This window comes from Rubrivivax gelatinosus IL144, assembly GCF_000284255.1.
Taxonomy (GTDB): domain Bacteria; phylum Pseudomonadota; class Gammaproteobacteria; order Burkholderiales; family Burkholderiaceae_C; genus Rubrivivax; species Rubrivivax gelatinosus_A.
The window spans coordinates 1,116,177-1,141,533 of sequence record NC_017075.1; the positions used below are offsets into that span (position 1 = coordinate 1,116,177).

Annotated in this window: 21 protein-coding genes; 14 read left to right on the forward strand and 7 right to left on the reverse strand. The window is 71.6% G+C overall.

Annotation, left to right across the window (positions count from 1 at the left end; genetic code table 11):
* The first annotated feature begins 7 nt into the window (after positions 1-7).
* Genes xrtB through RGE_RS05295 form a run of 9 tightly spaced genes read left to right on the forward strand, consistent with a single transcriptional unit; the run spans position 8 to position 10,486 of the window.
* Positions 8-892, forward strand: a complete 885-nt coding sequence (gene xrtB / locus RGE_RS05255; protein ID WP_014427285.1) for an exosortase B — start codon at positions 8-10, stop codon at positions 890-892.
* A complete protein-coding gene (epsI, locus tag RGE_RS05260) occupies positions 889-1,581 on the forward strand; it encodes an exosortase-associated protein EpsI, B-type (protein ID WP_014427286.1) in 693 nt (230 codons plus the stop codon). The genes xrtB and epsI overlap by 4 nt, the downstream gene beginning before the upstream one ends.
* Positions 1,582-1,625: 44 nt before the next feature.
* Positions 1,626-3,065, forward strand: a complete 1,440-nt coding sequence (locus RGE_RS05265) for a lipopolysaccharide biosynthesis protein (RefSeq protein WP_014427287.1) — start codon at positions 1,626-1,628, stop codon at positions 3,063-3,065.
* Between the two features lie 13 nt (positions 3,066-3,078).
* Complete coding sequence (locus tag RGE_RS05270) at positions 3,079-4,191, forward strand: polysaccharide pyruvyl transferase family protein (RefSeq protein WP_043783828.1); 1,113 nt, start codon at positions 3,079-3,081, stop codon at positions 4,189-4,191.
* Positions 4,188-5,441: a glycosyltransferase family 4 protein gene (locus RGE_RS05275; protein ID WP_081528203.1), complete on the forward strand. Its 1,254-nt coding sequence runs from the start codon at positions 4,188-4,190 to the stop codon at positions 5,439-5,441. The genes RGE_RS05270 and RGE_RS05275 overlap by 4 nt, the downstream gene beginning before the upstream one ends.
* Entirely contained in the window at positions 5,438-7,168 is a 1,731-nt protein-coding gene (locus tag RGE_RS05280; protein ID WP_014427290.1) for a glycoside hydrolase 5 family protein, read from the forward strand. Before RGE_RS05275 ends, RGE_RS05280 begins: the two co-directional genes overlap by 4 nt.
* The gene (locus RGE_RS24245) at positions 7,165-8,304 is read left to right on the forward strand and encodes an O-antigen ligase family protein (RefSeq protein ID WP_014427291.1); all 1,140 of its coding nucleotides are present in this window, start codon (positions 7,165-7,167) and stop codon (positions 8,302-8,304) included. Before RGE_RS05280 ends, RGE_RS24245 begins: the two co-directional genes overlap by 4 nt.
* Positions 8,301-9,350, forward strand: coding sequence for a glycosyltransferase (locus RGE_RS24250; protein ID WP_014427292.1), 1,050 nt, complete (start codon positions 8,301-8,303; stop codon positions 9,348-9,350). Before RGE_RS24245 ends, RGE_RS24250 begins: the two co-directional genes overlap by 4 nt.
* Positions 9,347-10,486 (forward strand): glycosyltransferase family 4 protein, encoded by a 1,140-nt coding sequence (locus RGE_RS05295; RefSeq protein ID WP_014427293.1) that lies wholly within the window; start codon positions 9,347-9,349, stop codon positions 10,484-10,486. Before RGE_RS24250 ends, RGE_RS05295 begins: the two co-directional genes overlap by 4 nt.
* On the opposite strand, the gene RGE_RS05300 is transcribed toward RGE_RS05295, so the two are convergent.
* From RGE_RS05300 to RGE_RS05310, 3 genes are all read right to left on the reverse strand, one after another.
* On the reverse strand, positions 10,476-12,947 hold the full coding sequence (locus RGE_RS05300; protein ID WP_014427294.1) for a glycosyl hydrolase: 2,472 nt from the start codon (positions 12,945-12,947) through the stop codon (positions 10,476-10,478). The genes RGE_RS05295 and RGE_RS05300 overlap by 11 nt on opposite strands.
* Positions 12,948-13,216: 269 nt before the next feature.
* Positions 13,217-14,005: a WecB/TagA/CpsF family glycosyltransferase gene (locus RGE_RS05305; protein ID WP_052310966.1), complete on the reverse strand. Its 789-nt coding sequence runs from the start codon at positions 14,003-14,005 to the stop codon at positions 13,217-13,219.
* Positions 13,990-15,225, reverse strand: a complete 1,236-nt coding sequence (locus tag RGE_RS05310; protein WP_232504990.1) for a glycosyltransferase — start codon at positions 15,223-15,225, stop codon at positions 13,990-13,992. The genes RGE_RS05305 and RGE_RS05310 overlap by 16 nt, the downstream gene beginning before the upstream one ends.
* Positions 15,226-15,472: 247 nt before the next feature.
* Between RGE_RS05310 and RGE_RS05315 the strand changes: the two genes are divergently transcribed.
* On the forward strand, positions 15,473-16,801 hold the full coding sequence (locus RGE_RS05315; protein WP_014427297.1) for a UDP-glucose dehydrogenase family protein: 1,329 nt from the start codon (positions 15,473-15,475) through the stop codon (positions 16,799-16,801).
* Positions 16,802-16,843: 42 nt separating this feature from the next.
* On the opposite strand, the gene RGE_RS05320 is transcribed toward RGE_RS05315, so the two are convergent.
* Genes RGE_RS05320 through RGE_RS05335 form a run of 4 tightly spaced genes read right to left on the reverse strand, consistent with a single transcriptional unit; the run spans position 16,844 to position 21,959 of the window.
* On the reverse strand, positions 16,844-18,286 hold the full coding sequence (locus tag RGE_RS05320; RefSeq protein WP_014427298.1) for a mannose-1-phosphate guanylyltransferase/mannose-6-phosphate isomerase: 1,443 nt from the start codon (positions 18,284-18,286) through the stop codon (positions 16,844-16,846).
* Positions 18,283-19,299, reverse strand: a complete 1,017-nt coding sequence (gene galE / locus RGE_RS05325; protein ID WP_014427299.1) for a UDP-glucose 4-epimerase GalE — start codon at positions 19,297-19,299, stop codon at positions 18,283-18,285. Before galE ends, RGE_RS05320 begins: the two co-directional genes overlap by 4 nt.
* Positions 19,300-19,324: 25 nt before the next feature.
* A complete protein-coding gene (locus tag RGE_RS05330) occupies positions 19,325-20,536 on the reverse strand; it encodes a porin family protein (protein ID WP_014427300.1) in 1,212 nt (403 codons plus the stop codon).
* A gap of 28 nt (positions 20,537-20,564) precedes the next feature.
* Positions 20,565-21,959, reverse strand: a complete 1,395-nt coding sequence (locus RGE_RS05335; RefSeq protein ID WP_014427301.1) for an undecaprenyl-phosphate glucose phosphotransferase — start codon at positions 21,957-21,959, stop codon at positions 20,565-20,567.
* Between the two features lie 153 nt (positions 21,960-22,112).
* Here RGE_RS05335 and RGE_RS05340 point away from each other — a divergent pair, with 153 nt between their 5' ends.
* The 4 genes from RGE_RS05340 (at position 22,113) to RGE_RS05355 (ending at position 25,264) form a co-directional block, all read left to right on the forward strand.
* On the forward strand, positions 22,113-22,631 hold the full coding sequence (locus RGE_RS05340; protein WP_014427302.1) for a hypothetical protein: 519 nt from the start codon (positions 22,113-22,115) through the stop codon (positions 22,629-22,631).
* Between the two features lie 32 nt (positions 22,632-22,663).
* Positions 22,664-24,220, forward strand: coding sequence for a ubiquinone biosynthesis regulatory protein kinase UbiB (gene ubiB, locus RGE_RS05345; protein WP_014427303.1), 1,557 nt, complete (start codon positions 22,664-22,666; stop codon positions 24,218-24,220).
* A gap of 68 nt (positions 24,221-24,288) precedes the next feature.
* Entirely contained in the window at positions 24,289-24,606 is a 318-nt protein-coding gene (locus tag RGE_RS05350; RefSeq protein ID WP_014427304.1) for an FmdB family zinc ribbon protein, read from the forward strand.
* Between the two features lie 19 nt (positions 24,607-24,625).
* A complete protein-coding gene (locus tag RGE_RS05355; protein ID WP_014427305.1) occupies positions 24,626-25,264 on the forward strand; it encodes a DUF502 domain-containing protein in 639 nt (212 codons plus the stop codon).
* Positions 25,265-25,357: the final 93 nt, after the last annotated feature.

Here is a 25,357-nt window from a genome sequence, read left to right on the forward strand (position 1 = left end):
CCAGCCGATGTCGGCCGTCGTGCGATCCGGTCCGCAACCGGCCCGGTCCCCCCGGGAGGTCGACGCCTGGTCGGCCGGCACCCTGGCGGCGGGGTTCCTGCTGCTGTACCTGCCGACCTACTGGGGCCTGTCGCAGACGCTGTGGCGCAGCGACGAGCAGGGCCACGGGCCGATCATCCTGGCGCTGGGGCTGTGGCTGCTGTACCGCGCCAGCGGCGAGCTGCTGGAGATGGCGCCGCGGCCAGCGCACGCCGCCGGCTGGGGGCTGCTGGTGCTGTCGCTGCTGCTGTACGCGCTCGGCCGCTCGCAGGCCGTGCTGATGTTCGAGGTCGGCTCGCAGATCGGCGTGCTGGCCTCGCTGCTGCTGCTGTTTCGCGGCTGGCGCGCGCTGCGCCGCGTCTGGTTCCCGCTGTTCTTCCTGCTGTTCATGGTGCCGCTGCCGGAGGCGCTGGTGGCGGCGGTGACGGCGCCGCTGAAGTCCGCGGTGTCGGCGACGGCCAGCTCGCTGCTCTACCAGCTCGGTTATCCGGTGGGGCGCTCGGGCGTCATCCTGACCGTCGGGCCGTTCCAACTGCTGGTGGCCGACGCCTGCGCCGGGCTGAACTCGATGTTCACGCTCGAGGCCCTGGGCATGCTCTACATGAGCCTGATGAAGTACACGTCCAAGGCGCGCAACGTCGCCCTGGCGCTGCTGCTGGTGCCGATCGCCTTCGTCTCCAACGTCGTGCGCGTGATGGTGCTGGTGTTGGTCACCTACCACTTCGGCGACGCGGCCGGGCAGGGTTTCGTGCACGGCTTCGCCGGCATGGTGCTGTTCGTCGTCGCGCTGATGCTGATGCTGGTGGCCGACCGCGCGCTCGGCGCGATCTTCGACTCGCGGCGGGCCGCATGATCCGCGTGACGCGCAGGCGGGCCCTCGGGGTCTTCGCGGCGATGGCGCTGGCCGCCGGGGCGGCGCGCTGGGCGACGCCGACGGTGCACGTCTCCGACCTCGAGCCCAAGGTCGACCTGGAAGGCTGGTTCCCGCGCGCTTTCGGCGCCTGGCGCATCGACGACTCGCTGCCGGTCGTGATCCCCGCGCCCGACGCCCAGGCGCTGCTGGACAAGCTCTACAACCAGACGCTGGCGCGCACCTACGTCGACGGCGGCGGCCAGCGCGTGATGCTCTCGGTGGCCTACGGCGGCGACCAGTCCGACGGCACACGTGCCCACCGCCCCGAGGTCTGCTACCCGGCGCAGGGCTTCGAGCTGAGCGACAACCGCGTCGGCGAGCTCGATCTGGGCGGCGAGCGCCTGCGCGTGCGCCGGCTGATGGCCAACCTGGGCGGCCGGCACGAGCCGATCACCTACTGGACGATCGTCGGCGGCCAGATCGCGCTGTCGGGCACCGAACAGAAGCTCGCCCAGCTGCGCTACGGCTTGCGCGGCCTGATTCCCGACGGCCTGCTGGTGCGCGTGTCGAGCATCGATCCCGACAAGGCGCGCGGCTGGGCGCTGCAGCAGCGTTTCCTGGCCGACATGCGCAACGCGCTGTCGCCGGCGCTGCGCCAGCGGCTGGGCATGGACGCGTCCGCAACGTGAATGGCTCGCGCGTCGCCCGCCCCGATGCCGCGGGGGCCCCACCGGTGAGCGGCGAGCTCAAGCGCCTGGCGCTGCGCGGGCTGCTCTGGTCGGTCGTCCAGAGCTGGGGCGGCAAGGCGCTGACCTTCTTGCTCTTCCTCGTGCTGGCGCGGCTGCTGACGCCCGAGCAGCTCGGCGCCGCGGCGGCGGTGATGGTCGTCGTCTCCTTCCTGCAGATCCTCGGTGAGCAGGGTTACGGCGACGCCCTGGTGCAGCGGCAGAACCTGCAGCCGCACGAGGCCAACCTGCCGTTCGTCGTGTCGATCGCCAGCGCCTGCACGCTGGCGCTGGCGGTGGCGCTGGGCGCGCCGTGGATCGCAGGCGCGATGCGCGCCGAGGACCTCGCGCCCTACCTCGCGGTCGCCGCGCTGGGGCTGCCGCTGAGCTCGCTGTGGATGTTCCAGGAGGCCTTCTACCGCCGCGGCCTGCAGTACCGCTACCTGGCGGCGCGCCTGCTCGTCGTCACCGCCTTCGCCGGGGCGCTGGCGATCGCGCTGGCCTTCGCCGGCTGGGGCACCTGGAGCCTCGTCGTGCAGGCCGTGCTCGCCGCGGGGCTGAGCGCGGCCTGGATGTGGCGCCGGCCGCTGTGGCGGCCGTCGCGGCAGTTCGACCGCGCGAGCTTCGGCGAGATCTTCGCCTTCAGCCGCAGCGTGACGACCTACCGCGTGGCCGACTTCGTGTCCGCGCGCGCGGTGGAGCTGATCATCATCACGCTGCACGGCACGGCCGCGCTCGGCCTGTACAGCGTCGGCTCGCGCATCTACCAGACGCTGATGCAGCTGCTGTCCTCGTCGGTGATGGGCGTCTCGCTGAGCGCCCTGTCGCGCATCGCGCACGACGTCGACCGCCTGCGTGCGGCCTACACGAAGACGCTGACGATCGGCTCGGCGGTCGGCACCGCGGTCTTCGTCGGCGTCGCCGCGGTGGCGTCCGAGCTGACGCGCACCGTCTTCGGCGAGCGCTGGGCCGATTCGGCCCCGGTCATGCAGGTGCTGATGCTGCTGGGCGCGGTGCAGTGCGTGCAGTTCATGAACGGCTCGGTGTTCAACGCGCTGGGCCGGCCGCACTACATCGCGCTGATGACGATCGCCAAGGCGAGCGTCACGCTCGCGGCGCTGGCGCTGGTCCCGGCGGGCTCGGCCTACGAGCTGGCGGTGGTCTTCGCCGTGTGCCAGCTGTCGATCACGCCGGTGACCTACTGGCTGGTGCTGCGCCTGCTGCGCATGCCGGTGCGCAGCCTGCTGCGCCACGGGGCGCCGTTCTTCGTTTCGGCCGCGGTGGCCTTCGCCGGCGTGCAGTGGCTGCGTGCGTCGGGGCTGCTGCCGCCGTCGCCGGTGCTGCAGCTGGGTCTGCTGTCGGCGTCGTATCTCGGGGTCTACGTCGTGTTGGCGGCCCTCACGGGCTGGGGCCAGCTGCGCGCCGTGGCCAGCTACCTGGCGCGCTAGTCGGAGGGTTCGGATGAGGCTCGGTCTCGGTCTGCGATCGCGCTACCAGCGGTTCCCGCTGGTGCGCTTCGGGCGCTACGCCTACCTGAGGCGCTGGGAGGACTATCGCCTCGCACCGTCGGCGCCCTGCGTGCGCTACATCGGCTGGCTCGGCCACCGCAACATCGGCGACGAGGCGCTGTACCAGGCCTTCCGCAGCACCATCGCGCCCGACGCGCTGGTGGTGCCGTTCGACGACTGGTCGCCGGTCTCCTGGATGGCCGAACGCCGCAACGCCGACGTGGTGCTCGGCGGCGGCACGCTGATCAACGTGCGCGCCTACCTGGGTGCGATGCAGCGCGCCAACGAGCTCGGCGGCCGCATCTGCGTCTTCGGCACCGGCGTCGCCGACCTGGCGTACTGGGCGCAGCACGGCGGCCGCGGCCGCGGCGACGAGGCCGAGTGGGTGCGCGTGCTGCGCGGCGCGCAGTACCTCGGCGTGCGCGGCCCGCGTTCGCTGGACTGGATGCGCCGCCAGGGCCTGGGCAGCGCCGAGATCGTCGGCGACCCGGCGGTGTCGGTCGCCGCGCCGAGCTGGGACGCCGGCAGCGGCCGCGTCGTCGGCCTGAACCTCGGCAGCCACGACCCGGTGCAGGGCTCGGCCGACGGCGTGTACCAGGCTGCGCTGCATGCGCTGCGCGAGTTCCTGGCGCGGGGCTACCGCGTGCACTTCATCCCGCTGCACGACATCGACTCGGACGCCGGCGCCGCGCTCGCCCGGGAGGTGGACGACCCCGGCTTCGTCGTGCACCGCTTCGACCCGGACGTGCAGCTGTGCCTGCAGCGCCTGCGGGCCTGCCGCTTCGTCGTCGGCCAGCGCCTGCACGCCACCGTGCTGGCCAGCGCTTTGGGCATTCCCAACCTGTCGCTGAGCTACCAGCCCAAGTGCCTGGACTTCCTCGAGTCGATCGACTGCGCCGCGCTCGCGCTGCCGACCGAGCACCTCACCGGGCCGGCCCTCGTGGAGCGCGCCTTCGAGCTGGAGGCCGTGGCCGGCGCCTGGAACACGCGCCTGGTGCAGGCCTGCGACGGGCTGCGCGAGCGCCAGCACCGCCGCGCGCGCGATCTCGGCTGGGCACGGCCATGAACGCGCAGCCGATGGATCCGCCGGTGCACGAGCCGGCCCTGCGCCGCCCCGGGACGGCCGCCGCCCGCGGCGGCAAGGTCCTGGTCGTCTCCGATGTGCCGCCGTTCCCGACGAGTTCGGGCAACCGCGCCCGCATCCGCACGCTGACCGAGGTCATCGCCGGCCTCGGCCACGAGCTGCATTTCGCGGCGCTGGTGCGCCCCGGCAGCGGCCTGGACCCGCAGATGTCGCGGCACTACGGCCGCCGCCTGCACGTGCTGCCCTTCGAGCGCCGCCGCGGGCCGGCCTGGGCCTGGGAGCACGCGGCGCGGCGCCTGCGCCAGCGCCTGAACCTGGACGCCGGCTGGCTGTGGACGCTCGACGCCTGGTACGACGACCGGCTCGACGCCCGGCTGCGCGAGCTGCAGGCGCGCGAGAGCTTCGACACGGTGCTGATCGAGTACGTCTACCTGTCGCGCGCCGCCTGCGTCTTCCCGCCCGGGGTGCGCACGGTCATCGACACGCACGACCGCTTCACGCGCCGCCACCGTGCCGCGCGCGAGGCCGGGCAGGCCTACGGCTGGTTCTCGCTCGCCGAAGCCGACGAGCGCCGCGGCCTGGCGCGCGCCGACGCGGTGATCGCGATCCAGGACGACGAGGCGGCGTTCTTCTCCGCATTGCTGGCCGGCACCTCGACCACCGTCGAGACCGTGGGCCACGTCTTCGAGCCGGCCGCGCCGGTGCGGCGCGCGCGGGCACGGCGCGCGCTGCTCGTCGGCTCGCACAACCCGGTGAACGCCGAAGGCGCGCGCTACTTCGTCGGGCAGGTGCTGCCGCGGGTGCAGCAGGAGCTGCCGGACTTCGAGCTGCTGATCGCCGGCGACGTCGGCCAGGCGGTCGCCGACGCGCCCGGCCTGCGCAAGCTCGGCCGCGTGACGGCGATCGGCGAGGCCTACGCCCAGGCGGCGCTGGCGCTGAACCCGGTGCGCTCGGGCACGGGCCTGTGCATCAAGTCGCTGGAGACCCTGGCCTACGGCCTGCCGCTGGTCACGACGCGCAGCGGAGCCCGCGGCCTGGAGGCCTGGGCCGGGAGCGCCTTCAGCATGGTGCCCGACGACGACCCGCAGGCGATGGCCGCGGCGATCTGCACGCTGCTGCGCCGCGACGATCAGGCCGAGGCGATGGGGCGCAGCGCCCGCGCCGCGGCGCTGGAGATCAACCGCGTGCAGCTCGCCGCGCTGCGGCGGCTGCTCGGCAGGGGCGAGGCATGAGGCGGCGGCAGGCGTCGGCGCTGCGGGCCTGCGGCCTGCTGCTGGCGGCCGTGCTGGCCGCGGTCTCGGCCGGCGGGGCGGCGGCGCAGGAGCGGCGCAGCGGCTGGCAGCTCAACCGCTTCGGCGACGCGGCCGAGGCCCGGCTGCGCACCGCACCGGCCCGGCCGGCCGAAGTCCTGCTGGTCGGCCGCGACGGCGACGCCCAGGGCGCGCGGGCCCACGTCGTCTACCCGCTGAACCTCGTCGCCGACCACCGGTACCGTGTCCGGGTGCGGCTTTCCGGCGAGCCGGGCAGCCGCATCCAGCTGATGGTGCGGCGCAGCGCGGCGCCGTACGACGCCGTCGTGCAAGAGGATCTGGAACTCGACGAGGCGGGCCGCAGCGCCGAGCTGGAGTGGGTGGCCTACGACGAACCCGGCGCATTCGACCTGCGCATCGTGCCGCGCTCGCCGCGCGTGCAGCTGCAGGTCGGCACGCCCGAGATCGAGGATCTGGGTCGCGTCAGCCTCGGCAGCGCCGGCACGCCGCCGCCCTTCGACGCTCGCCTGCTCGGCGTGCACCTGAACAAGTTCGCCCAGTACCGCACGGTGCCGGCGCTGGGCACCGGGCTCGTGCGCATCTGGGACATGCGCACGAACTGGCATCACCTCGCCCCGACTCCCGAAGCCTGGACGGCGCGCAGCGCCGACGCCTGGAAGCAGCTGGACGACCTGGTCGGGGTCGTGCAGCGTCGCGCCCCCGGCGCGACGCTGCTGATGACGCTGGGCCAGCCGCCGGCCTGGGCCTCGGCCAGCCCGCAGGCCACCTGTGCCTACGGCACCGGCACCTGCGGCGCGCCGGCCAGCCTGGATGCCTGGCGCGACTACGTGCAGACGCTCGCCCAGCGCTACAAGGGGCGCATCCGCTGGTGGGAGCTGTGGAACGAGCCCGACTACGCGCGCTTCTACGTGCCGACGCTGTCCCTCGTGGAGCTGGCCCGCGTGGCGTCTCAGGTGCTGAAGTCGGTGGACCCGGAGAACCGCCTCGTCTCGCCCGGCTTCACCGGCAACGGCTACGCCGCGCTCGACCGCTTCCTGGCCCAGGGCGGAGGGCGTTATGTCGACGCCATCGGCTTCCACTGGTACGTGCGTGCCGCGCCGGAAAGCCTGGTGCCGCGCGTGCGCAACCTGCGCGCGCTGATGCAGCGCCGCGGCGCCGGCCAGCTGCCGCTGTGGAACACCGAGGGCGCTCCCTGGTGCAACCCGGGGCGCGAGAGCCCCTGCGCCTTCGAAGGACTGGCCGGCGACGAACTGGACGCGCTGCCGATGCGCTACGTGCTGACGATGTGGCTGGAGGGCGTGGCCGCGTCGGCGTACTACACGGTCGAAGGCTCGGGCCGCCGGGCGGTGCCGCTCTTCGACCCCGACCGCAAGCTGGTGACACGCGCCGGCGAGGCCTTCGCCAGCCTGGGCGACTGGCTGCGCGACGCCCGCGTCGAATCGGTTCAGCCCTGGGGCGAGGCCGGCATCGCGGTGCGCCTTCGGCGCGGCGGGGACGCGTCGGTGCTCGTCTGGTCGCAGCGCCGCGACGAGGCCTTGCGCGTGCCGGCGGACTGGGGCATGGCACGAGCGCAGACGCCCTGGGGCGACACGCTGGCGTGGCGGCCGGGCGAGCCGCTGGTCGTCGGCCGCGTGCCCTTGCGGCTGCAGGCTGCGGGGGGCCGCGCGGCGGCCCAGGCCAGCCGATGAAGTACACCATCCTGCAGCCCCGCCGCGAGCCGCTGGGCAGCCTGCTGCGTCTGGACATGCTGGTCGCCGGCATCTGCATCGCCGCGCTCGGCATGACGATGCTGGTCGGCAGCCTGCGCCTGGTGACCTACGTGATCCCGCCGTTGGCGCTGCTGGCCGTGCTGGCCACCGGTCGCCTGACCTGGTCGCCGAACGCGCCGCCGTACCTGGTGCTGATCGCCGCCGCGGCCCTGCTCGCGCCGCTGGGCAACATGGCCGGCCTGCAGGACGTCTACCTGATGCTGATCGGCCTGTCGCCGTTCGCCTTCGGTTGCCGCTACCGGCTGCCGTGGCAGCACATCTTCTGGGCGGCGGTGGTGGCGACACTGCTGACCTACGTCCGCAAGGGCGGCGTGGGCGGCGTCGAGTTCGATCCGATGACCTCGCGTTCCAGCTTCGAGGCCACGACGAGCTTCGTCTTCGGCGTGCTCGCGGCCTGGGCGGCCTGCGAGAGACGCTGGCTGGCTTCGCTGCTGGCGCTGCTGCTGTGCATCCTCACGCTCAAGCGCATCGTCGCGCTCGGCGCGATCGTGGTCGTGGCCGCGATGCTGCTGCCGCGCCGCTGGGTCGACCGGCTGCTGCGGCCGCTGCCGATGATCCTGCTGAACGTGCTGTACCTGCTGGTGGTCATCCGCTACACGCAGGGCGGCTTCGATGCGCTGATCGTCCAGTACACCTCGCAGAGTTCGGACCAGCTCGGCATGGGGCGCCAGCGCCTGTACCACTACCCCGTGCAGGAGCTGTTGCACGACCCCTGGCGCTTCGCCTTCGTGGGCATGGGGCCGGGCAGCGCCTACGAGGTCATGAAGGGCGGCTGGGGCTTTCTCGGCAAGGCCAACCTGCACAACGACTCGCTGAAGATCCTCTTCGAGTACGGGGGACTCGTCTGGGCCGGCTTCTACGCCGTGCTCTACCGCACTTCGCAGCGCCTGGAACTGCGCATCCTGATGCTCTTCGTCAACATCATGTTCCTGACCGACAACACGCTGATCTACCCCTACGTCATCTTCGCGATCGGCATCGCCTGCCAGAGTCTCGCCCCGGCGTCCGACACCGCGCAGGCCTGGGCGCGCGGCGACGCGGGAGCACGGCGATGACCCGCGGCGTCGCCGGCTCGCGGCCGCTGCGCGTGCTGGAGTCCATCAATCCGCCCGACGGCACGACCCAGTACGTCGACCAGATCGTCGAGCTCGCGCCGCCCTGGGTGCGCTTCAGCTTCCTCGGCGCGAAGAACCTGGCGTCGCTGCGCTACGACGTGCTGCACGTGCACTGGCCCGAGTCGCTGCTCAGGGGCCGTTTCCATGTGCTGCGCTGCCTGGCCTTCGTCGCGCTGCTCGAGGTGCTGCGGCTGCGCCGCATCGCCGTCGTGCGCACGCTGCACAACCTCCAGCCGCACGAGGACGGCTCGCGCCTCGAAGCGGCCGTGCTGCGCTGGCTGGACCGGCGCACGACCTTCACCGTGACGATCAATCCGGTGACGCCGATCCCGGCCGGGCGCGGCGTCTACATCCCGCACGGCCACTACCGCGAGCGCTTCACCGCCTTGCCGCAGCAGGCACCGGTGGCCGGCCGGCTGCTGTACGCCGGCACGATCCGGCCCTACAAGGGCGTGGACGTGCTGCTGGACGCGTTCCGCGCGCTGGACGACCCGGCGCTGACGCTGCGCCTCGTCGGCCAACCCTCCCGGGAGATGCGTCCGCTGGTGGACCGCATGCAGTCCGACGACGGCCGCATCTCGGCGACCCTGGCCTTCGTGCCCGACGCCCTGCTGGTGGCCGAGATCACCGCCGCCCAGCTGGTCTGCCTGCCGTACCGGCAGTTGCACAACTCCGGGGTGCTGCTGGCGGCGCTTTCGCTGGACCGGCCGGTGCTGGTGCCGCGCACGCCCACCACCGAGGCGATGGCGCAGGAGGTGGGCCCGGGCTGGATCCACTTCTTCGACGGCGTGCTGCAGGCGCAGGACCTGCGCCGGGTGATGGCCAAGGTCCAGACCGAGTCGCGCCCCGAGCGCCCGCGTCTTGACGGGCGCGACTGGCGCGTCGTCGGCCAGGCCTATGCCGATGCCTTCGCGCAGGCTGCCGCGCTCGTCGGCCGCGCGCCGGTGGCGCGGCTCGCGCCCGATGGCCGTGGAGGCGAGCGGTGAAGCCGCGCGTGGCCGTCGTGCAGCGCCGCATGACGCACTACCGGGTGCCGCTGTTCGAGCACCTGCGCCGGCTGCTCGCCGCCGAAGGCATCGAGCTGCGTGTGCTGCACGGCGTCGGCACTCCGGCCGAAGCCAGCAAGGACGACGGCGCCGAGCTGCCCTGGGCGGTCCGGATCCCGACGCGCTACCTGCTCGGCGGCCGGCTGTGCTGGCAGCCCTTCGCCGCGGCGGTGCGCGACTGCGCGGTGGTCGTCGTGACGCAGGAGAACAAGCTGCTGAACAACCTGCCGCCGCTGTTGTCGCCGTGGCGCCGGCGCCGGCTGGCCTTCTGGGGCCATGGCCGCGACATGCAGGCCCCCGACCCCGATTCCTGGAGCGAACGTTTCAAGGCCTGGACGGCGCGCCGTGTCGACTGGTGGTTCGCCTACACGGACATCAGCGCCGCGACGATCCGCGCCGCCGGCGTGCCCGACTCGCGCATCACCGTGCTGCACAACAGCATCGACACGTCCGCCTTGCGCGCGGCCATCGCCGCCGCGCGCCGCGACGGCCTCCCGGCCTTGCGCGCCGAGTTCGGCCTGGGCCCGGGGCCGGTCGGCCTCTACATCGGCTCGCTGTACGCGGGCAAGCGCATCGACTGGCTGATCGAATCGACGCTGCGACTGCGCAACCTCGTGCCGGGCTTCCAGCTCCTCGTCGCCGGGGCCGGCCCCGACCGCGGCCTGCTCGAGGACGCCGCCGCGTGCCACCCCTTCGTGCGCTACGTCGGGCCGGTGCGCGACGAGCGCAAGGCACGCTGCCTGGCGGTGGCCGACCTGGTGCTCAATCCGGGCCTCGTCGGCCTCGGCGTCCTGGACGCTTTCGCCGCCGGCCTGCCGATGATCACGACCGAGTACGGGCGTGCGGCACCGGAGATCGCCTATCTGCGCAGCGGCGTCAACGGCGTCGTGTCGGCGGACGAACTCGGCGCTTTCGTCGACGCCTGCGCGGGGCTGTTGAAAGACGATGCGGCCCGGGCCGAGATGGGCCGACGGGCCGCCGAGAGTGCCGACGAGTACTCGATCGAGCGGATGGCCGAGCGTTTCAGGGACGGGCTTCTGGCCTGCCTGGACGCCGGCCCCGGGCTCAGGGCTTGAGCAGCACCGGCTCCAGGCCCAGGCGCAGCTGGCGCGTCGACGGCAGCGGCGACTCGGTCTGCGTGATGCTGCGCACCGTGTTGACGTTCCAGGCGCCCGGGATGGCGACGGTCTCGCCGTCCACGGTGGACCAGAGCACGAAGCTGTCGACGCCGCCGCGCGTGAGCCTCACCACGTACACCCCGGACCCGGCGCGGAAGGAGTCGACGACCCGCGCCCCGAAGGCCCAGCTGCGCGCCTCGGCATAGGCTTTGCCAGCTTCGGTCTGCGTGATGAAGTCGGCCTGGACGAGCTGGCGGAACGCGTCGCTGGCCTCCCAGACATGGAAGTTGAAGTTCGCCACGCCCTTGACGGCCATCGTGAACATCGCCCGGGCGTTGGTCGAGCGGCTTTGTTCCAGGGTCGGCGTCGCGGTGCTGCAGTCGGTCTGGGTCGTGTCGCAGTAGAAGGCGCCTTCGGTCATCCAGATCGGCTTGGCTTGCAGGCCGTAGGTGGTCATCAGGACGCGCAGGTTGTCGACCATCGGGCCGACCATCTCCGGGTCGATCCAGTAGTACCAGTGGTAGCCCACCATGTCGACGTAGTTGCCGCCGCCGGCCGCGAAGAAGTAGTCCAGGAACTGCATGCCCTGGCCCTTGGTCAGCCCCGGGCTGACGATCTTGTTGGCCGGGTCGGCGGCGAGCAGTTCCTCGCGGGCGATGCGCGTCATCTCGACCATCTGCGCGGGCGTGCCGTTGTAGTGCGGCACGTAGTCGGGTTCGTTCCAGATCTCCCAGTAGCGGATCTTGCCGACGTAGCGGCGCGCCAGGGTGCGGACGTAGTCGCGCCAGTCGTCCATGTTGCGCGGCACGCCGCTGGAGCCCATGCCGTACTGGCCGTTGACGTCGGGCGTGCTCGAGGCCCACAGCGGCGTCTGGCCGAGGGTGTAGAGGATCTGTGCGCCGGGGGCGTTCCTGGCGACGTAGTTCACGTACATGTCCATCCGCATCCCGCCGCCGGTGGTCCAGTTCCAGCCGTCCTGGGTCGGTTCGAGATCGCGCCAGGTCGTGCCGGTGTTCCACAGACGCAGGATGCGCGTGCTCATGCCTGGCCACTTGTCGTGCGTCCCGAGCTTGTTGACGTGCATGCCGAAGAGCGTGTCGGGGATGGCCGCGCTGGCGTTGTACGGCGCGAAGTCGTTGCGCTTGACCTCCGCGATGACCGCCTCGTCGACCCAGAGGGTGCCGCTGGCGTTCTTCAGCGCGATGCGCATGCTCCCGTCGGAGGTGGCGAGGTAGGTGCCCTCGATCTCCACCTTCTGCCAGTTCGTGTCCACGGTGACCGACTTGGCCGCGAAGTTGTCGTAGGGCTGGGTGTCGCGGCGCATCGTCACCTGCACCGGCGTGGCGACGTCGCTGCGCAGATAGACCACCGCCCGGTAAGTCTTGCCCTTGGTGAAGGCGTAACGCGAGACGAGCTGGACTTCGCCGCCGTTCTTGTTGGTGATCTGGAACTTCTGGGATGCCGCCCCGGCGTAGACGTGGCCCGGCTCGGTCTCCCGGCTGGCGCTGAACGTCGGCTTTTGCGGGCCCCAGTAGTTGTAGGTCCAGCCCGGGGCGTAGGTCGTGTAGGCCTCGTCCATCGTTGTCGTCTTCACCGGCGTGACCTCGACGCTCGAGCCGCCCGCGGCGGGCAGCACCACGGCGTTGGCGACGGCTTCGGCGCTGGCCATCGGGCTGATGGCGACGTCGTCGATGTAGACGTTGGCATTGGCGGTCAGCGACACCACGCGCAGCGAGCCGGCGTCCGGGAACGGGTAGGCCGCGCTCAGGTGGACTTTCTGCCAGCTCGTGCCGAGCACGAGCTGCTTGCGGGCGACGACGTCGTAGGGCGCCGCGTTGCGGCGGAGCTGGACTTCGACGTTCGCGCCGTTGGCGTTGTCGGTCCTCAGGTAAGCCTGGGCGTCGTAGCTGCCGGCCTTGGAGATGCCGCGGCTGTAGACGAGGTTCAGGCCGCTGTTGGACGCCACCGTGCCGACCTGAAGTCGCAGGGCGCCGGCGCCCGCGTGGGTGTAGCCGCTGCGCGTTTCCGGCCCGACCGTGTAGTTCGGTCGGGTGCCCCACCAGTTGATGGACCAGCCCGCCGGCAGGCTGGTGAAGCCGGACTCGAAGTCTTCGGCGGCGCTGCCCGGGCTCTGCGTCGAGGCGCTCGCCGTCACCGTGCTCGGCGACGCGGCGGCCGTGTAGGCCTCGTCGTCGCCCGGCGGGACCTGGATCGGGGCTTCGGTGAAGACCGCCGTGTCGCTGCCGGGATCGGGGGCGATGTCGGTCTGGCCCGCGGCGGACTTGCTCTGCGCAGCGTCCGTCGCGGCTCCCGCGGCTTGGCCGTCGGCGTCGCTCGTGGAGTCGGCGCCGCCGCCACCGCAGCCGGCGACCAGCGCAACCAGCAGGCTGGCGAAACAAAACTTGGCGTGTACGTTCATGGTCGTCAAAGGCGTGCCGTCGCCGCCGGGAAGGGCGGTCTGGGTCGCTGTCGCAGGGGTTGGAGGGGCCGGCATCCACCTCGAAGAAGGTGGTTCGGCAGCGCTGTGCCCCTCACTACGGTCTTGGCCGGGGCGGCCTGAACCGCAGCGTGTAAGCGCGTCTATCGGGCGCTACAAAGCATCTCGCCGCGATACAGGCGAGGCGCGAGCGCGCGCGGGCAGGGCGGGGCGCGCGGCGCCCCGCGAAGCCGGGCGCGGCACCGGCAACGTCAACGCGGCGAGCGCCGGCTGCCGAGCAGCTGGCGTGCGGCGCCGATCGTGAAGGCCGAGTTCGTGAACAGGTAGCGCCGCCACAGGCGGCGAGGCTCGCTCAGCAGGCGGTGCAGCCACTCGAGCCCGGCATTGCGCATCCAGCCCGGTGCGCGCTGGATGGTCCCGGCGTGGAAGTCGAAGGCCGCGCCGACGCCGATCATCACGCCTTGCACGGCGCCGCGGTGCGCGGCCATCCAGCGCTCCTGCTTGGGGCAGCCCAGGCTGACGAAGACGACGCCGGCGCCGGAGGCGTTGATGCGCTCGACGATCTCGGCGTCTTCCGCAGGCGTCAGCGCACGGAACGGTGGCGACAGGCTGCCGGCGATGCGCAGCGCCGGCCAGGTCGCGAGCAGGCGCTGCGCCAGCCGGGCGAGCGTCTCGGGCGTGCTGCCGAACAGGAAGATGGCGTCGCCGCGCCGCGCCGCCTCGGCGCACCAACGCCACATCAGGTCGGGGCCGTTGATGCGCTGCTGGCCGTCGTGGCCCAGGCGGCGCAGCATCCAGGCCACCGGAGCGCCGTCGGGCGTCGCCATGTCGGCGCTGGCCAGCACGGCGGCGAAGTCGGGTTCCTGCGCCGCGGTGACCACCGAATGAGCATTGCAGATGCAGATCACGCGGGATTCGCGGCGGGCCGACCAGGCCGCGATGGTGCCCAGGGCACGGTCCCAGTCCAGTGCATCGATGGGCGTGCCCAGCACGGGGGCGGTGACGCGCGGGGTGCTAGCCGATGTCAGCTCGATTGGCATGTGGATTCGATCGCCTCGCGGTAGATGGCCAGCAGTTGCCGGTAGTTGGACTCGCCGGTGAGCTCGCGTTCGTAACGCGCCCGGGCGCGGCGGCCCATCTCGCCGAGTTCGCCCGGATGCTGCAGGGCCCACTGCAGCGTCGAGGCCAGCGCGGCGGCGTCGCCGGGCGCGAACAGCAGGCCGGTGCGATGCTCTTCGAGCAGCGCCGCCATCGCCCCGTGCCGGCTGCCGATGACCGGCTGGCCGCAACCGAAGGCCTCGGCCAGCGTGCGCGGAAAGTTCTCGTAGCACAGGCTGGGCAGCACCAGCGCCCGGGTGCTGCGCATCCGCTCGTAGACCTGCTCGGGCGCCAGGTTGCCCAGTCTCACGACCCCGGGCAGGCCTTCGAGCAGGTGCTGCTCGGGCCCGGTGCCGGCGACGAAGACCGGCTCTTCGAGGCGCTGCGCGCGCAAAGCCTGGGCCAGCACGCCGACGCCTTTCTCGGCGGAGAGCCGGCCGACGAACAGGAAGCCGTGGCGGGGCCCGTCGGGGGGCGCCGGCACGTCGACGAAGTTGAACTTCACGCGCAGCTTCGCGGCCGGCAGGCCGCCGGCGACGAAGCGGTCACGGCAGAAGTCGTTGAGCGCGATGTAGCGCGTGACCTTGCGGCTCCAGGTGCCCAGGCCGCGGTGGCCGGCGATCATCGTCGCCAGCACGGCGCTCTGGGCGGCACTGTCGCGGTAGCAGCGGTGGCGCACCGCGCGCCAGGGCAGGCGGCCCACGCAGTCCTCGCAGGGCCGGCCCTCGCGCAGCATCAGCCCCTGCGGGCAGACGAGGCGGAAGTTGTGCAGCGTCTGCACCACCGGCAGCCGGTGGCGCGCCGCCGCCCAGTACAGCGACGGCGAGATCAGCGGGAAGGTGTTGTGCACGTGCACGAGGTCCGGGCGGAACTCGTGCATCAGACGGTCGATGTCGGCGACGGTGCGCCGCGACCACAGCGTCTGCCCGGCCGCCGCGGCCGGCGGCATGGTCTCGAGCTCGTGGTTGTCGCGCCGGTACTCGTGCACCGCGTGGCCGCGGCTGCGCAGCAGCTCGACCTCGCTGTCGACGACGGCGTCCTCGCCGCCGCGCTGCTGGTAGCGGTTGTGGGCGACGAGCACGCGCAGCGGCGGCGCCGCCGCGGCCACTGCGGCCCGCGCAAGCGAAGCCGGCGACGGTGGCGCCGGGCAGGCGAGGGCCAAGTCGAGCGGGACGAATTCATGGGGATCTGGCCCCGGGGACGATGCCATGCGAGCCTTGTAGAGCAGCGTGCGCAGGCGCCGGTCTCCATCGGTTACGGGTGGGGGAATTCGGCCGCTGCCGCCGTGGCGCCGCACCCGCCCCCGGTTTGCGTTGCCGCCGCGCGAAGCCTCGGCGCGCTCCCCTACACTGGCGGCCCGTTGCGGAGCTCCCGGGCTCCGGCGGACGAACTGTCGTGGGAGTCGTCATTTGAAAGTCACCGTTGTCGGTACCGGTTACGTCGGCCTCGTCACAGGCGCCTGCCTGTCCGAGATGGGCAACCACGTCGTCTGCCTCGACGTCGACGAACGCAAGATCCGCATCCTCAACGAGGGCGGCATCCCGATCCACGAGCCCGGGCTCGAGGAGATCGTGCGCCGCAACGTCGCGGCCGGCCGGCTGCAATTCACCACCGACATCCCGATGGCCGTGGCCCACGGCACGCTGCAGTTCATCGGCGTCGGCACGCCGCCCGACGAAGACGGTTCGGCCGACCTGCAGTACGTGCTGGCCGCGGCGCGCAACATCGGCCGCTACATGACCGACCACAAGGTCATCGTCGACAAGAGCACGGTGCCGGTGGGCACCGCCGCCAAGGTGCGCGAGGCGGTGCGCGAGGTGCTCGCCGAGCGCGGCGTCGACATCGAGTTCTCGGTCGTCTCCAACCCCGAGTTCCTGAAGGAAGGCGCGGCGGTCGAGGACTGCATGCGCCCGGACCGCATCGTCGTCGGCGCCGACGACGAGCGCGCGGTGCTGCTGATGCGCGCGCTGTACACGCCGTTCATGCGCAACCACGACCGCCTGCTGGTGATGGACCTGCCCAGCGCCGAATTCACCAAGTACGCCGCCAACGCGATGCTGGCCACGCGCATCAGCTTCATGAACGAACTGTCACGCCTGGCCGAGAAGGTGGGCGCCGACATCGAGAGCGTGCGCAAGGGCATCGGCAGCGACCCGCGCATCGGCACCCACTTCCTCTACGCCGGCACCGGCTACGGCGGCAGCTGCTTCCCCAAGGACGTCAAGGCGCTGATCCACACCGGCCGCGAGAACGGCATGCACCTCGAAGTGCTGGAAGCCGTCGAGTCGGTCAACGACCGGCAGAAGCTGGTGCTGGTCGACAAGATCGTCGCGCGTTACGGCGAGGACCTCGCCGGGCGCACGTTCGCGCTCTGGGGCCTGGCCTTCAAGCCCAACACCGACGACATGCGCGAAGCGCCCAGCCGCGTCATCGTCGACGCGCTGCTGGCGCGCGGTGCGCGCGTGCGCGCCTACGACCCGGTGGCGATGGACGAGGCGCGCCGCGTGATGGGCGAGCTCCAGGGTCTCGAGTTCGTCGCCTCGCAGGCCGAGGCGCTGGCCGGTGCCGACGCGCTGGTGCTGGTCACCGAGTGGAAGGAATTCCGCAACCCCGATTTCGACGGCATCAAGGCGGCGCTCAAGCAGCCGGTGATCTTCGACGGCCGCAATCTTTACGACCCGGCCTACATGAAGTCGCTGGGCTTCGAGTACCGCGCGATCGGCCGCGCCGGGGCCTGATCCCGGCGGGCGGGCCCGGTCGCGCCGGGCCCCCGTGCCGGATCAGCCGGCGGTACGCCCGTAGGTGTCCTCGAAGCGCACGATGTCGTCTTCGCCGAGGTAGCTGCCCGACTGCACCTCGATGATCTCCAGCGGCAGCTTGCCGGGGTTGCGCAGCCGGTGCACCTCGCCCAGCGGAATGTAGGTGCTCTGGTTCTCGGCCAGCAGGATGACCTTGTCGCCCACCGTCACCTCGGCGGTGCCGCTGACGACAATCCAGTGCTCGGCGCGGTGGTGGTGCATCTGCAGGCTCAGGCTCGCGCCCGGCTTGACCAGGATGCGCTTGACCTGATGGCGCGGCCCCGAGTCGATGCTGTCGTACCAGCCCCAGGGGCGGTGCACCTTGCGGTGCAGCGTGTGCTCGCCGCGGCGCCGGCTGCCCAGCTCGGCGACGATCTGCTTGACCTCCTGGCTGCGCTCGCGGTCGGCCACCAGCACCGCGTCGGGCGTCTCGACGACGACGATGTTGTCCAGGCCGACGGCGCCGACGAGCCGGCTGGTGGCGTGCACCAGCGTGTCGCGGCTGTCGCGCACGATGGCGTCGCCGACCGTGGCGTTGCCCTGCGCGTCCTTGGCCGCGACCTGCCAGACGGCTTCCCAGGCGCCCAGGTCGTTCCAGCCGGCGTCGAGTTCGACCATGCGGATGTCCTGGCCGCTGCCGGGGCACTTCTCCATCACCGCGTAGTCCACCGACTCGGCCGGCACGGCGGCGAACTCGGCCTTGCCCGGGCGCACGAAACGCTGGTCGGTGCTGCGTGCCGCCCAGGCGGCGCGGCAGGCCGCGGCGATGTCCGGGCGCCAGCGCTCCAGCGCCGCCATCCAGACGCTGGCCTTGAGCACGAACATGCCGGCGTTCCAGAAGTAGCCTCCGTCGGCGAGGTAGCGCGCCGCGGTCTCGGCGTCGGGCTTCTCGACGAACTGGGCGACGACCCGCGCGCCGGTGCTGCGTTCGGTGCGCACGTAGCCGTAGCCGGTCTCGGGCCGGTCGGGCGTGATGCCGAGGATGACGACGGCGCCTTGCGCGGCGACCTCGATCGCGCTGGCCATCGCGGCGGCGAACGCGGCTTCGTCGGCCAGCGTCTGGTCGGCCGGCGTGACGACGAGCACCGGGTCGGCGCCGCCTTCGAGCGCCTGCAGCGCCGCCAGCGTCAGCGCCGGCGCGGTGTTGCGGCCCGTGGGCTCCAGCAGCACGGCGGCCGGCTCGATGTCCAGCTCGCGCAGCTGGTCCAGCACGAGGAAGCGGTGCTCCTCGTTGCCGACGACCAGCGGCGCGGCGGCCTTCACGGCGCCCTGGCCCAGCGCCTGCAGCCGGGCGACGGCCTGCTGGAACAGGCTGGTGTTGCCCGACAGGACCAGGAACTGCTTCGGATAACCGGCGCGCGACAGCGGCCACAGCCGCGTGCCCGAGCCTCCGGCCATGACGACCGGTTGGACGGCAATGCTCATGCTTCGAAACCCCGAGGATTGTTCAGTTGCCAGCGCCAGCTGTCGGCGCACATGCGGTCCATGTCGTGGAGCGCCTGCCAGCCCAGCAGTTCCCGCGCCAGCGCGGGGTCGGCGTAACAGGCGGCCACGTCGCCGGGGCGGCGCGCCACGATGCGGTAGGGCACCGGCCGGCCGCTGGCGCGGGCGAACGCGTCGACGACCTCCAGCACCGAGTAGCCGCGGCCGGTGCCCAGGTTGACGGTGAACGAGCCTGGCGCGTCGAACAGCCGGCGCAGCGCCGCGACGTGGCCTTCGGCGAGGTCGACGACGTGGATGTAGTCGCGCACGCCGGTACCGTCGGGCGTCGGGTAGTCGTCGCCGAAGACCTGCAGGAACTCGCGCCGGCCCACGGCCACCTGGGTCACGTAGGGCATCAGGTTGTTCGGGATGCCACGCGGGTCTTCGCCGATGCGCCCGCTCTCGTGCGCGCCGACGGGGTTGAAGTAGCGCAGGCAGGCGGTCTGCCAGGCCGGGTCGGCGGCGCCGAGGTCGCGCAGGATCTGCTCGCCGATCAGCTTGGTCTGGCCGTAGGGGTTGGTGGCGGTGAGCCGCGAGTCCTCGCGGATCGGCAGCGATTCGGGGTCGCCGTAGACCGTGGCGCTGGAGCTGAAGACGAAACGCGAGCAGCCGTGGCGGCGCATCGCCCGGCAGACGGTCAGCAGGCCGCCGATGTTGTTGGAGTAGTACTCCAGCGGCTTGGCAGTCGACTCGCCGACCGCCTTGAAGGCCGCGAAATGCACTGTCGCGTCGATGCGGTGGCGGCGGAAGATGGCTTCGACGGCGTCGGCGTCGCAGACGTCGGCACGCTCGAAGACCGGCGGCTTGCCGCCGATGGCCTGCAGCCGCTCGAGCACGAGCGGGGAGCTGTTGGAGAAGTCGTCGACGCCGACGACGTCGAAGCCGGCGGCCTGTAGCGCCAGCCAGGTGTGCGAGGCGATGTAGCCTGTCGCGCCGGTGAGGAGGATGGTCGTCATCGGGTCTCGGTGGTTTGTGCGGCCTTCACTGCAGCACGGCCTGGGCGCTGCAGCCCCAGACCGTGGCGCTGTAGGCGCTGGTCAGCTCGAGCCCCGGATTGTCGCCTCGGCGCTCGCGGCGCAGGTCGCAGCCGACCGAAATCGCGCGCGACGCCTGCCAGCGTGCGCCCAGCCCGAGTTGGTTGCCGCTGTCGCGCCCCTTCTCGGGCACACCCTGGGCCGAGGTGCCGGCCAGCGTGCGACGGAACAGCAGCGCCCGGGCGTTGAGCGTCACCTTGCCGGTCAGGTCGTAGTCGACCTGCACGCGCAGCGAGTCGGTGGTGCGGCTGAAGACCGAGGTCACGACCTCGGAGTCCTGGCCTTCGTCGCGCGCCAGGCGCAGCGCCAGCCGCGTGCGGCCGCCGTCGTTCAGGCGCCAGTCCAGCGAACCCGAGGTGCCGGTGAAATCGCGTTCGTCGAACACGTCGTGGCGCGTGCGCGTGCGGCTGACGCGGGCATCGACGCTGCTGCTGCCGGTGGGCGTCCACTTCAGCGACAGGTCCAGCGCATCGCGCCGGCGGCGATCCTCCGGGTCGGCGAGCAGGCCGGTGAAGAGCTTGGGGTAATCGGCCTGCGTGCGCCGCACGCCCAGGCCCAGGCGCGTGCTGCCGCCCAGGCGCCAGCGCAGCCCCGCCGACGCATCGCGCTGGTGGTACTCGCGAAACGCCATCGACGAGGCCGAGTAGTCCACCGAACGGGCGCCGGCGCCGACCTCGAAGGTCAGCGTCGAGACACCGCCCAGCCGGGCGACGAAGTCGACGCGCCGCGTGCTCTCGTAGTTGGCTTCGGACAGCTCGCGGCCGGCGGCGGTGCGGAAGTCCTGGCGCAGCGTGCGGGTCGCCGCGGTCGTCAGCTCGCCGGACAGGTGCTCCACGGTCTCCCAGTCCAGCCCCAGGTCCAGCGCGTAGGTGGTGCCGTCGAAGTCGTCGTTCTCGGCATAACGCGTCGCGCTGAGGGTGGCGCTGCCGTGCAGGCGCTGGCGGCCGATCGGCTGGTCGAGGCCGGCCACCAGCGACGTGTTCGAGACGGTGTCGCTGCGGCTGCGCCCGGCGGGCGTCGCCGTGCCGTCGCGCAGGCGCAGCAGGTTGTCGTCGTGCGTCACGCTCTGCGCGACGCCGAGGTAGTACGGGCCGGTCTCGGCGCCGGCCGCGCAGGCGACGCAGGCGAGCACGAGCGGCAGCAGGCGGTGTGGGGCCATGGTCGTCTCCGGAAGGCCGGCGGGCGGCTCAGTAGGCGTTGCGGTCGAAGAACACCAGCTTCACGGTGCGGGCGATGATCTGCAGGTCCAGCCCCAGCGACCAGTTGCGCAGGTACTCCAGGTCGTACTCGACGCGGGCGCGCATCTTGTCGACGGTGTCGGTCTCGCCGCGATGGCCGTTGACCTGCGCCCAGCCGGTGATGCCGGGCTTGACCTTGTGACGCACCATGTAGGCCTTGATGATCTCGCGGTACTGCTCGTTGTGCGCCACCGCATGCGGGCGGGGTCCCACGATGCTCATGCGGCCCTGCAGCACGTTGACGAACTGCGGCAGCTCGTCCAGCGAGGTGCGGCGGATGAAGGCGCCGAAAGGCGTGATGCGCGGATCGTCCTTGGTCGCCTGCTTGACGACCGGGCCGTTGTCCATCGAACGCATCGAGCGGAACTTGTAGACGACGATCTCCTCGCCGGCCAGGCCGTTGCGGCGCTGGCGGAAGATCACCGGCCCCGGCGAGCTGAGCTTCACGCCCAGCGCCAGCAGCGCGAGGATCGGCGAGATCAGCACCAGGATCAGCGAGGCCAGCACGATGTCGCTGAGCCGCTTGGCGACCATGTTCGTGCCGGTGAACGGGGTCTCGCAGATGCCGACCACCGGCACGCCGTTCATGTCCATCAGCCGGCCCTGGATGATGCTGATGCCGAACACGTCGGGCACGTAGAACAGCGAGGCCGTCGTGCCCTGCAGCTGTTCGAGCAGCGCGACGATGCGCGGTTGCGAGCCCAGCGGCAGCGTGATGTAGACCTCGTCGATGCGGTGCTCGCGCACGTAGCTCGCGACCTCGGCCAGCCCGCCCAGGCGCTGCGACGCGGCGTCGGCGTCGATGCGCTCGTCGAATCGGTCGTCGAAATACCCCCGGAACGAAAGGCCGATGTCGCCGCGCGCCTGGAACGCCCGCGAGACCTTCACGCCCAGCGGCCCGGCGCCGACGACGATCGCCAGGCGCCGGTTCGCCGGCTGCGCGGCGACCTGGCGCATCAGCCGCCGTCCGGCGTAAAAGGCGAGCCACTGCAGCGCCGGCGTCAGCAGCGCCCACCAGGCGAGCACCACCGGGTCGAAGAACGACAGGCTGCGCGTCGCGAAGCCGCACAGCGCCAGGATCACCAGCAGGCTGGCCCAGGACACGCTGATGTCGACGGCGGCGTTCAGCGGCCGGTCGCCGAAGCGGTTTCGCCCCGGGAAGGTGAGGGCGAACACGAGCAGGCACAGCGTCAGATCGGCGCGCAGCACCGGCTCGTCGAACGCGGTCGCGGCACCGAGGTACACGCCGACGGTGATCGCCGGCTCCAGGAACGCCGCGACCATCGAGGTCACGGACTGCGGAGCGCTGTAGAAAATGCGTTTGGTGCTGCGGTCTTCGAACATTCGTGAGCCGGAAGGCCTTGCCGTCGATTTGGGGCGAGGCGACGGGCACGAAGGTCCCGACCGGCATCTTTTACCCGGGCCGGCCGCAAAAACGCGTCGCAAGCTGCAACGGCGCAAGATCGGTGCCGGGTGGTCGCTGCCTACAATGCGACGATGCTGCAAACCCTCAACAGCCTGCTCGCGCCGGCCGTGCTGGAACGCCTGACGCTGGTCATCAACCACGTGCTGTCCAGCGAATCGGTCGCCACCGAGCGGCTCAAGCCGCACGCCGGGCGCACGCTCGAACTCGCCGCGAGCGCCTGGCCCTCGCTGCTGCCGCCGCCGCCGGTGCTCGCCTTCCGCGTCACGCCCGCCGGCCTGCTCGAATGGTGCGGCCTGGACCGCCCCGCCTCCTGCGACCTCGCGCTGCGCGTCGACGCCGCCAACCCGGCTCTGCTGCTGGCGCGCGCCCTGGGCGGCGAGCTGCCGCCGGTGGCCATCGACGGCGACGCCCAGCTCGCCGGCGACGTCAACTGGCTGATGCAGAACCTGCGCTGGGACGTCGCCGCCGATCTGGAGCGCGTCTTCGGCCCGGTCGTCGCGCAGCAGTTGCACCGCCTGGGTTCGGCCGTCGCGCACGCGCTGCGCAGCGCGGTGCAGGGCCTGGGCCGCGCGCGTCCGCGCTCGCGCTGACGCCGGCCCCGCGTTTTTTCCGGATCCCCGCGATGCGGCGTGTCGCCCGCCTGATCTTCATCGTCTTCACCGTCCTGCGCTTCGGCCTGGACGAGGTGGCGCTGTCGGCCTTCCGCCAGCCCTGGGTGCGCGTGCTGGTGCGCCTGGTCACCGTCGGCCGCCGCCTGGACGAGCCGCGCGGCGTGCGCCTGCGCCGCGCCTTCGAGCGCCTGGGCCCGATCTTCGTGAAGTTCGGCCAGGTGCTGTCCACGCGCCGCGACCTGCTGCCGCTGGACGTCGCCGACGAGCTCGCCAAGCTGCAGGACCGCGTGCCGCCGTTCCCGCCGGCCGTCGCGCGCTCGCTCGTCGAACGCGCCTTCGGCCGCAGCATCGAGGACATCTTCAGCCACTTCGAGACCGAGCCGGTGGCCAGCGCGTCGATCGCGCAGGTGCACTTCGCGACGCTGAAGAACGGCCGCGAGGTCGCGGTGAAGGTGCTGCGCCCGGGCATGCTCGAGGTCATCGACGACGACCTGACGCTGCTGCACACGCTGGCCCGCTGGGTCGAGCGCCTGTCGGCCGACGGCAAGCGGCTGCGCCCGCGCGAAGTCGTCGCCGAGTTCGACGTCTACCTGCACGACGAGCTGGACCTGGTGCGCGAGGCCAGCAACGCCGCCCAGCTGCGGCGCAACATGGACGGCCTGGACCTGCTGCTGGTGCCCGAGATGATCTGGGACTACTGCACGTCCTCGGTCATCGTCATGGAGCGCATGTACGGCGTGCCGATCAGCCAGGTCGAGCGCCTGCGCGAGGCCGGCGTCGACTTCAAGAAGCTGGCGCGCGACGGCGTCACGATCTTCTTCACCCAGGTCTTCCGCGACGGCTTCTTCCACGCCGACATGCACCCGGGCAACATCCAGGTGAGCCTGGCGCCCGAGACCTTCGGCCGCTACATCGCACTCGACTTCGGGATCATCGGCACGCTGACCGAGACCGACAAGGAGTATCTGGCTTACAACTTCTTGGCTTTCTTCCGCCGCGATTACAAACGCGTGGCCGAGTTGCATGTCGAGAGCGGCTGGGTGCCGGCGAACACGCGTGTCGACGCGCTGGAAGGCGCGATCCGCGCCGTCTGCGAGCCGCATTTCGACCGGCCGCTGAAGGATCTGTCGCTGGGCCAGGTGCTGATGCGCCTGTTCCAGGCCTCGCGCCGCTTCAACGTCGAGATCCAGCCGCAGCTCGTGCTGCTGCAGAAGACGCTGCTCAACATCGAAGGCCTGGGCCGCCAGCTCGACCCCGAGCTGGACCTGTGGACGACGGCCAAGCCTTTCCTCGAACGCTGGATGAACGAGCAGATCGGCTGGCGCGGCCTGCTCGACCGCCTGCAGCACGAGGCGCCGCACTACGCGCAGATCATTCCCGAGCTGCCGCGCTTGGTGCATGCGGCGCTCAAGCCCAGGGCCGAACCGGCGCCGTCGCCGGTGATGCTGGCGCTGCTGGCCGAGCAGCGGCGCACCAACCGGCTGCTGCAGGCGGTGCTGTGGTCGCTGGTCGGTTTCGTCGTCGGACTCGTCGTCACGCGCGTGCTCCTGCACGCCGCCGGTGTCTGAGGCTCGCCGAAGCCCCTTCGCCGAGACGTTAGAATCAACGCTTTGCTTTTCAAATCAAGGGTTTAGCCATGCCGATCTATGCGTACCGCTGCGCTGCCTGCGGGCACGCCCGGGACGTGCTGCAGAAGATCTCCGATCCGCTGCTGACGGTCTGCCCGGCGTGCGGGGCCGAAGCCTTCCAGAAACAGGTCACTGCCGCGGGCTTCCAGTTGAAGGGCTCGGGCTGGTACGTCACCGACTTCCGTGGCGGCAACGCCGGCAAGGCCGGCAGCGCCATCACCGAGACGGCGCCGGCCGAGACCGCCGCCAAGAGCGACAAGCCGGCCGACACGTCGGCCGCGGCGCCGGCTCCGGCGCCCACCTCCACGCCGTCGGCGAGCAGCTGACGGCGCGCGAAAGCCACCCGTGAAAAAGTATTTCGTCGCCGGCCTGCTGGTCTGGCTGCCGTTGACCGTCACGATCTGGGTGCTGTCCTGGCTGCTCGGCGCGCTCGACGGCGTCTTCGTCAGCCTGCTGTCGGCGACGCAGATCGTGCTGCCGCAGTCGACCCACGAGACGGTCGAGTACCTGCGCGGGGTTCCCGGGCTCGGCGTGGCCGTGGTGCTGCTCGTGCTGCTGCTGTCCGGCGTCTTCGCGGCCAACTTCGTCGGCCAGTGGTGGCTCAGGCAGTGGGACGCGCTGATGGCGCGCATCCCGATCGTCAAGTCGATCTACAGCTCGGTCAAGCAGGTCTCGGACACGCTGTTCTCATCGAGCGGCAACGCCTTCCGCGAGGCGGTGCTGGTGCAGTACCCGCGCCAGGGCTCTTGGACGATCGCCTTCGTCACCGGCAAGCCCGGCGGCGAGGTCGCTGGCCACTTGCCGGGCGAGTACGTCAGCGTCTACGTGCCGACGACCCCCAACCCGACCTCGGGCTTCTTCCTGATGATGCCGCGTGCCGACGTGCACGTGCTGAAGATGAGCGTCGACGAGGCGCTCAAGTACGTGATCTCGATGGGTGTCGTCGCCCCGCCCGGGACCGAACCGCCCGCGCTGCGAAATTGACGGGGCCGGCCACCGCGGCACGCGGCCGGTCCTGAGGGCTCCTGTTGCAGCCCCGCCCCGACGCCACCCCATTCCTCGCAAGAATTCCCCGAA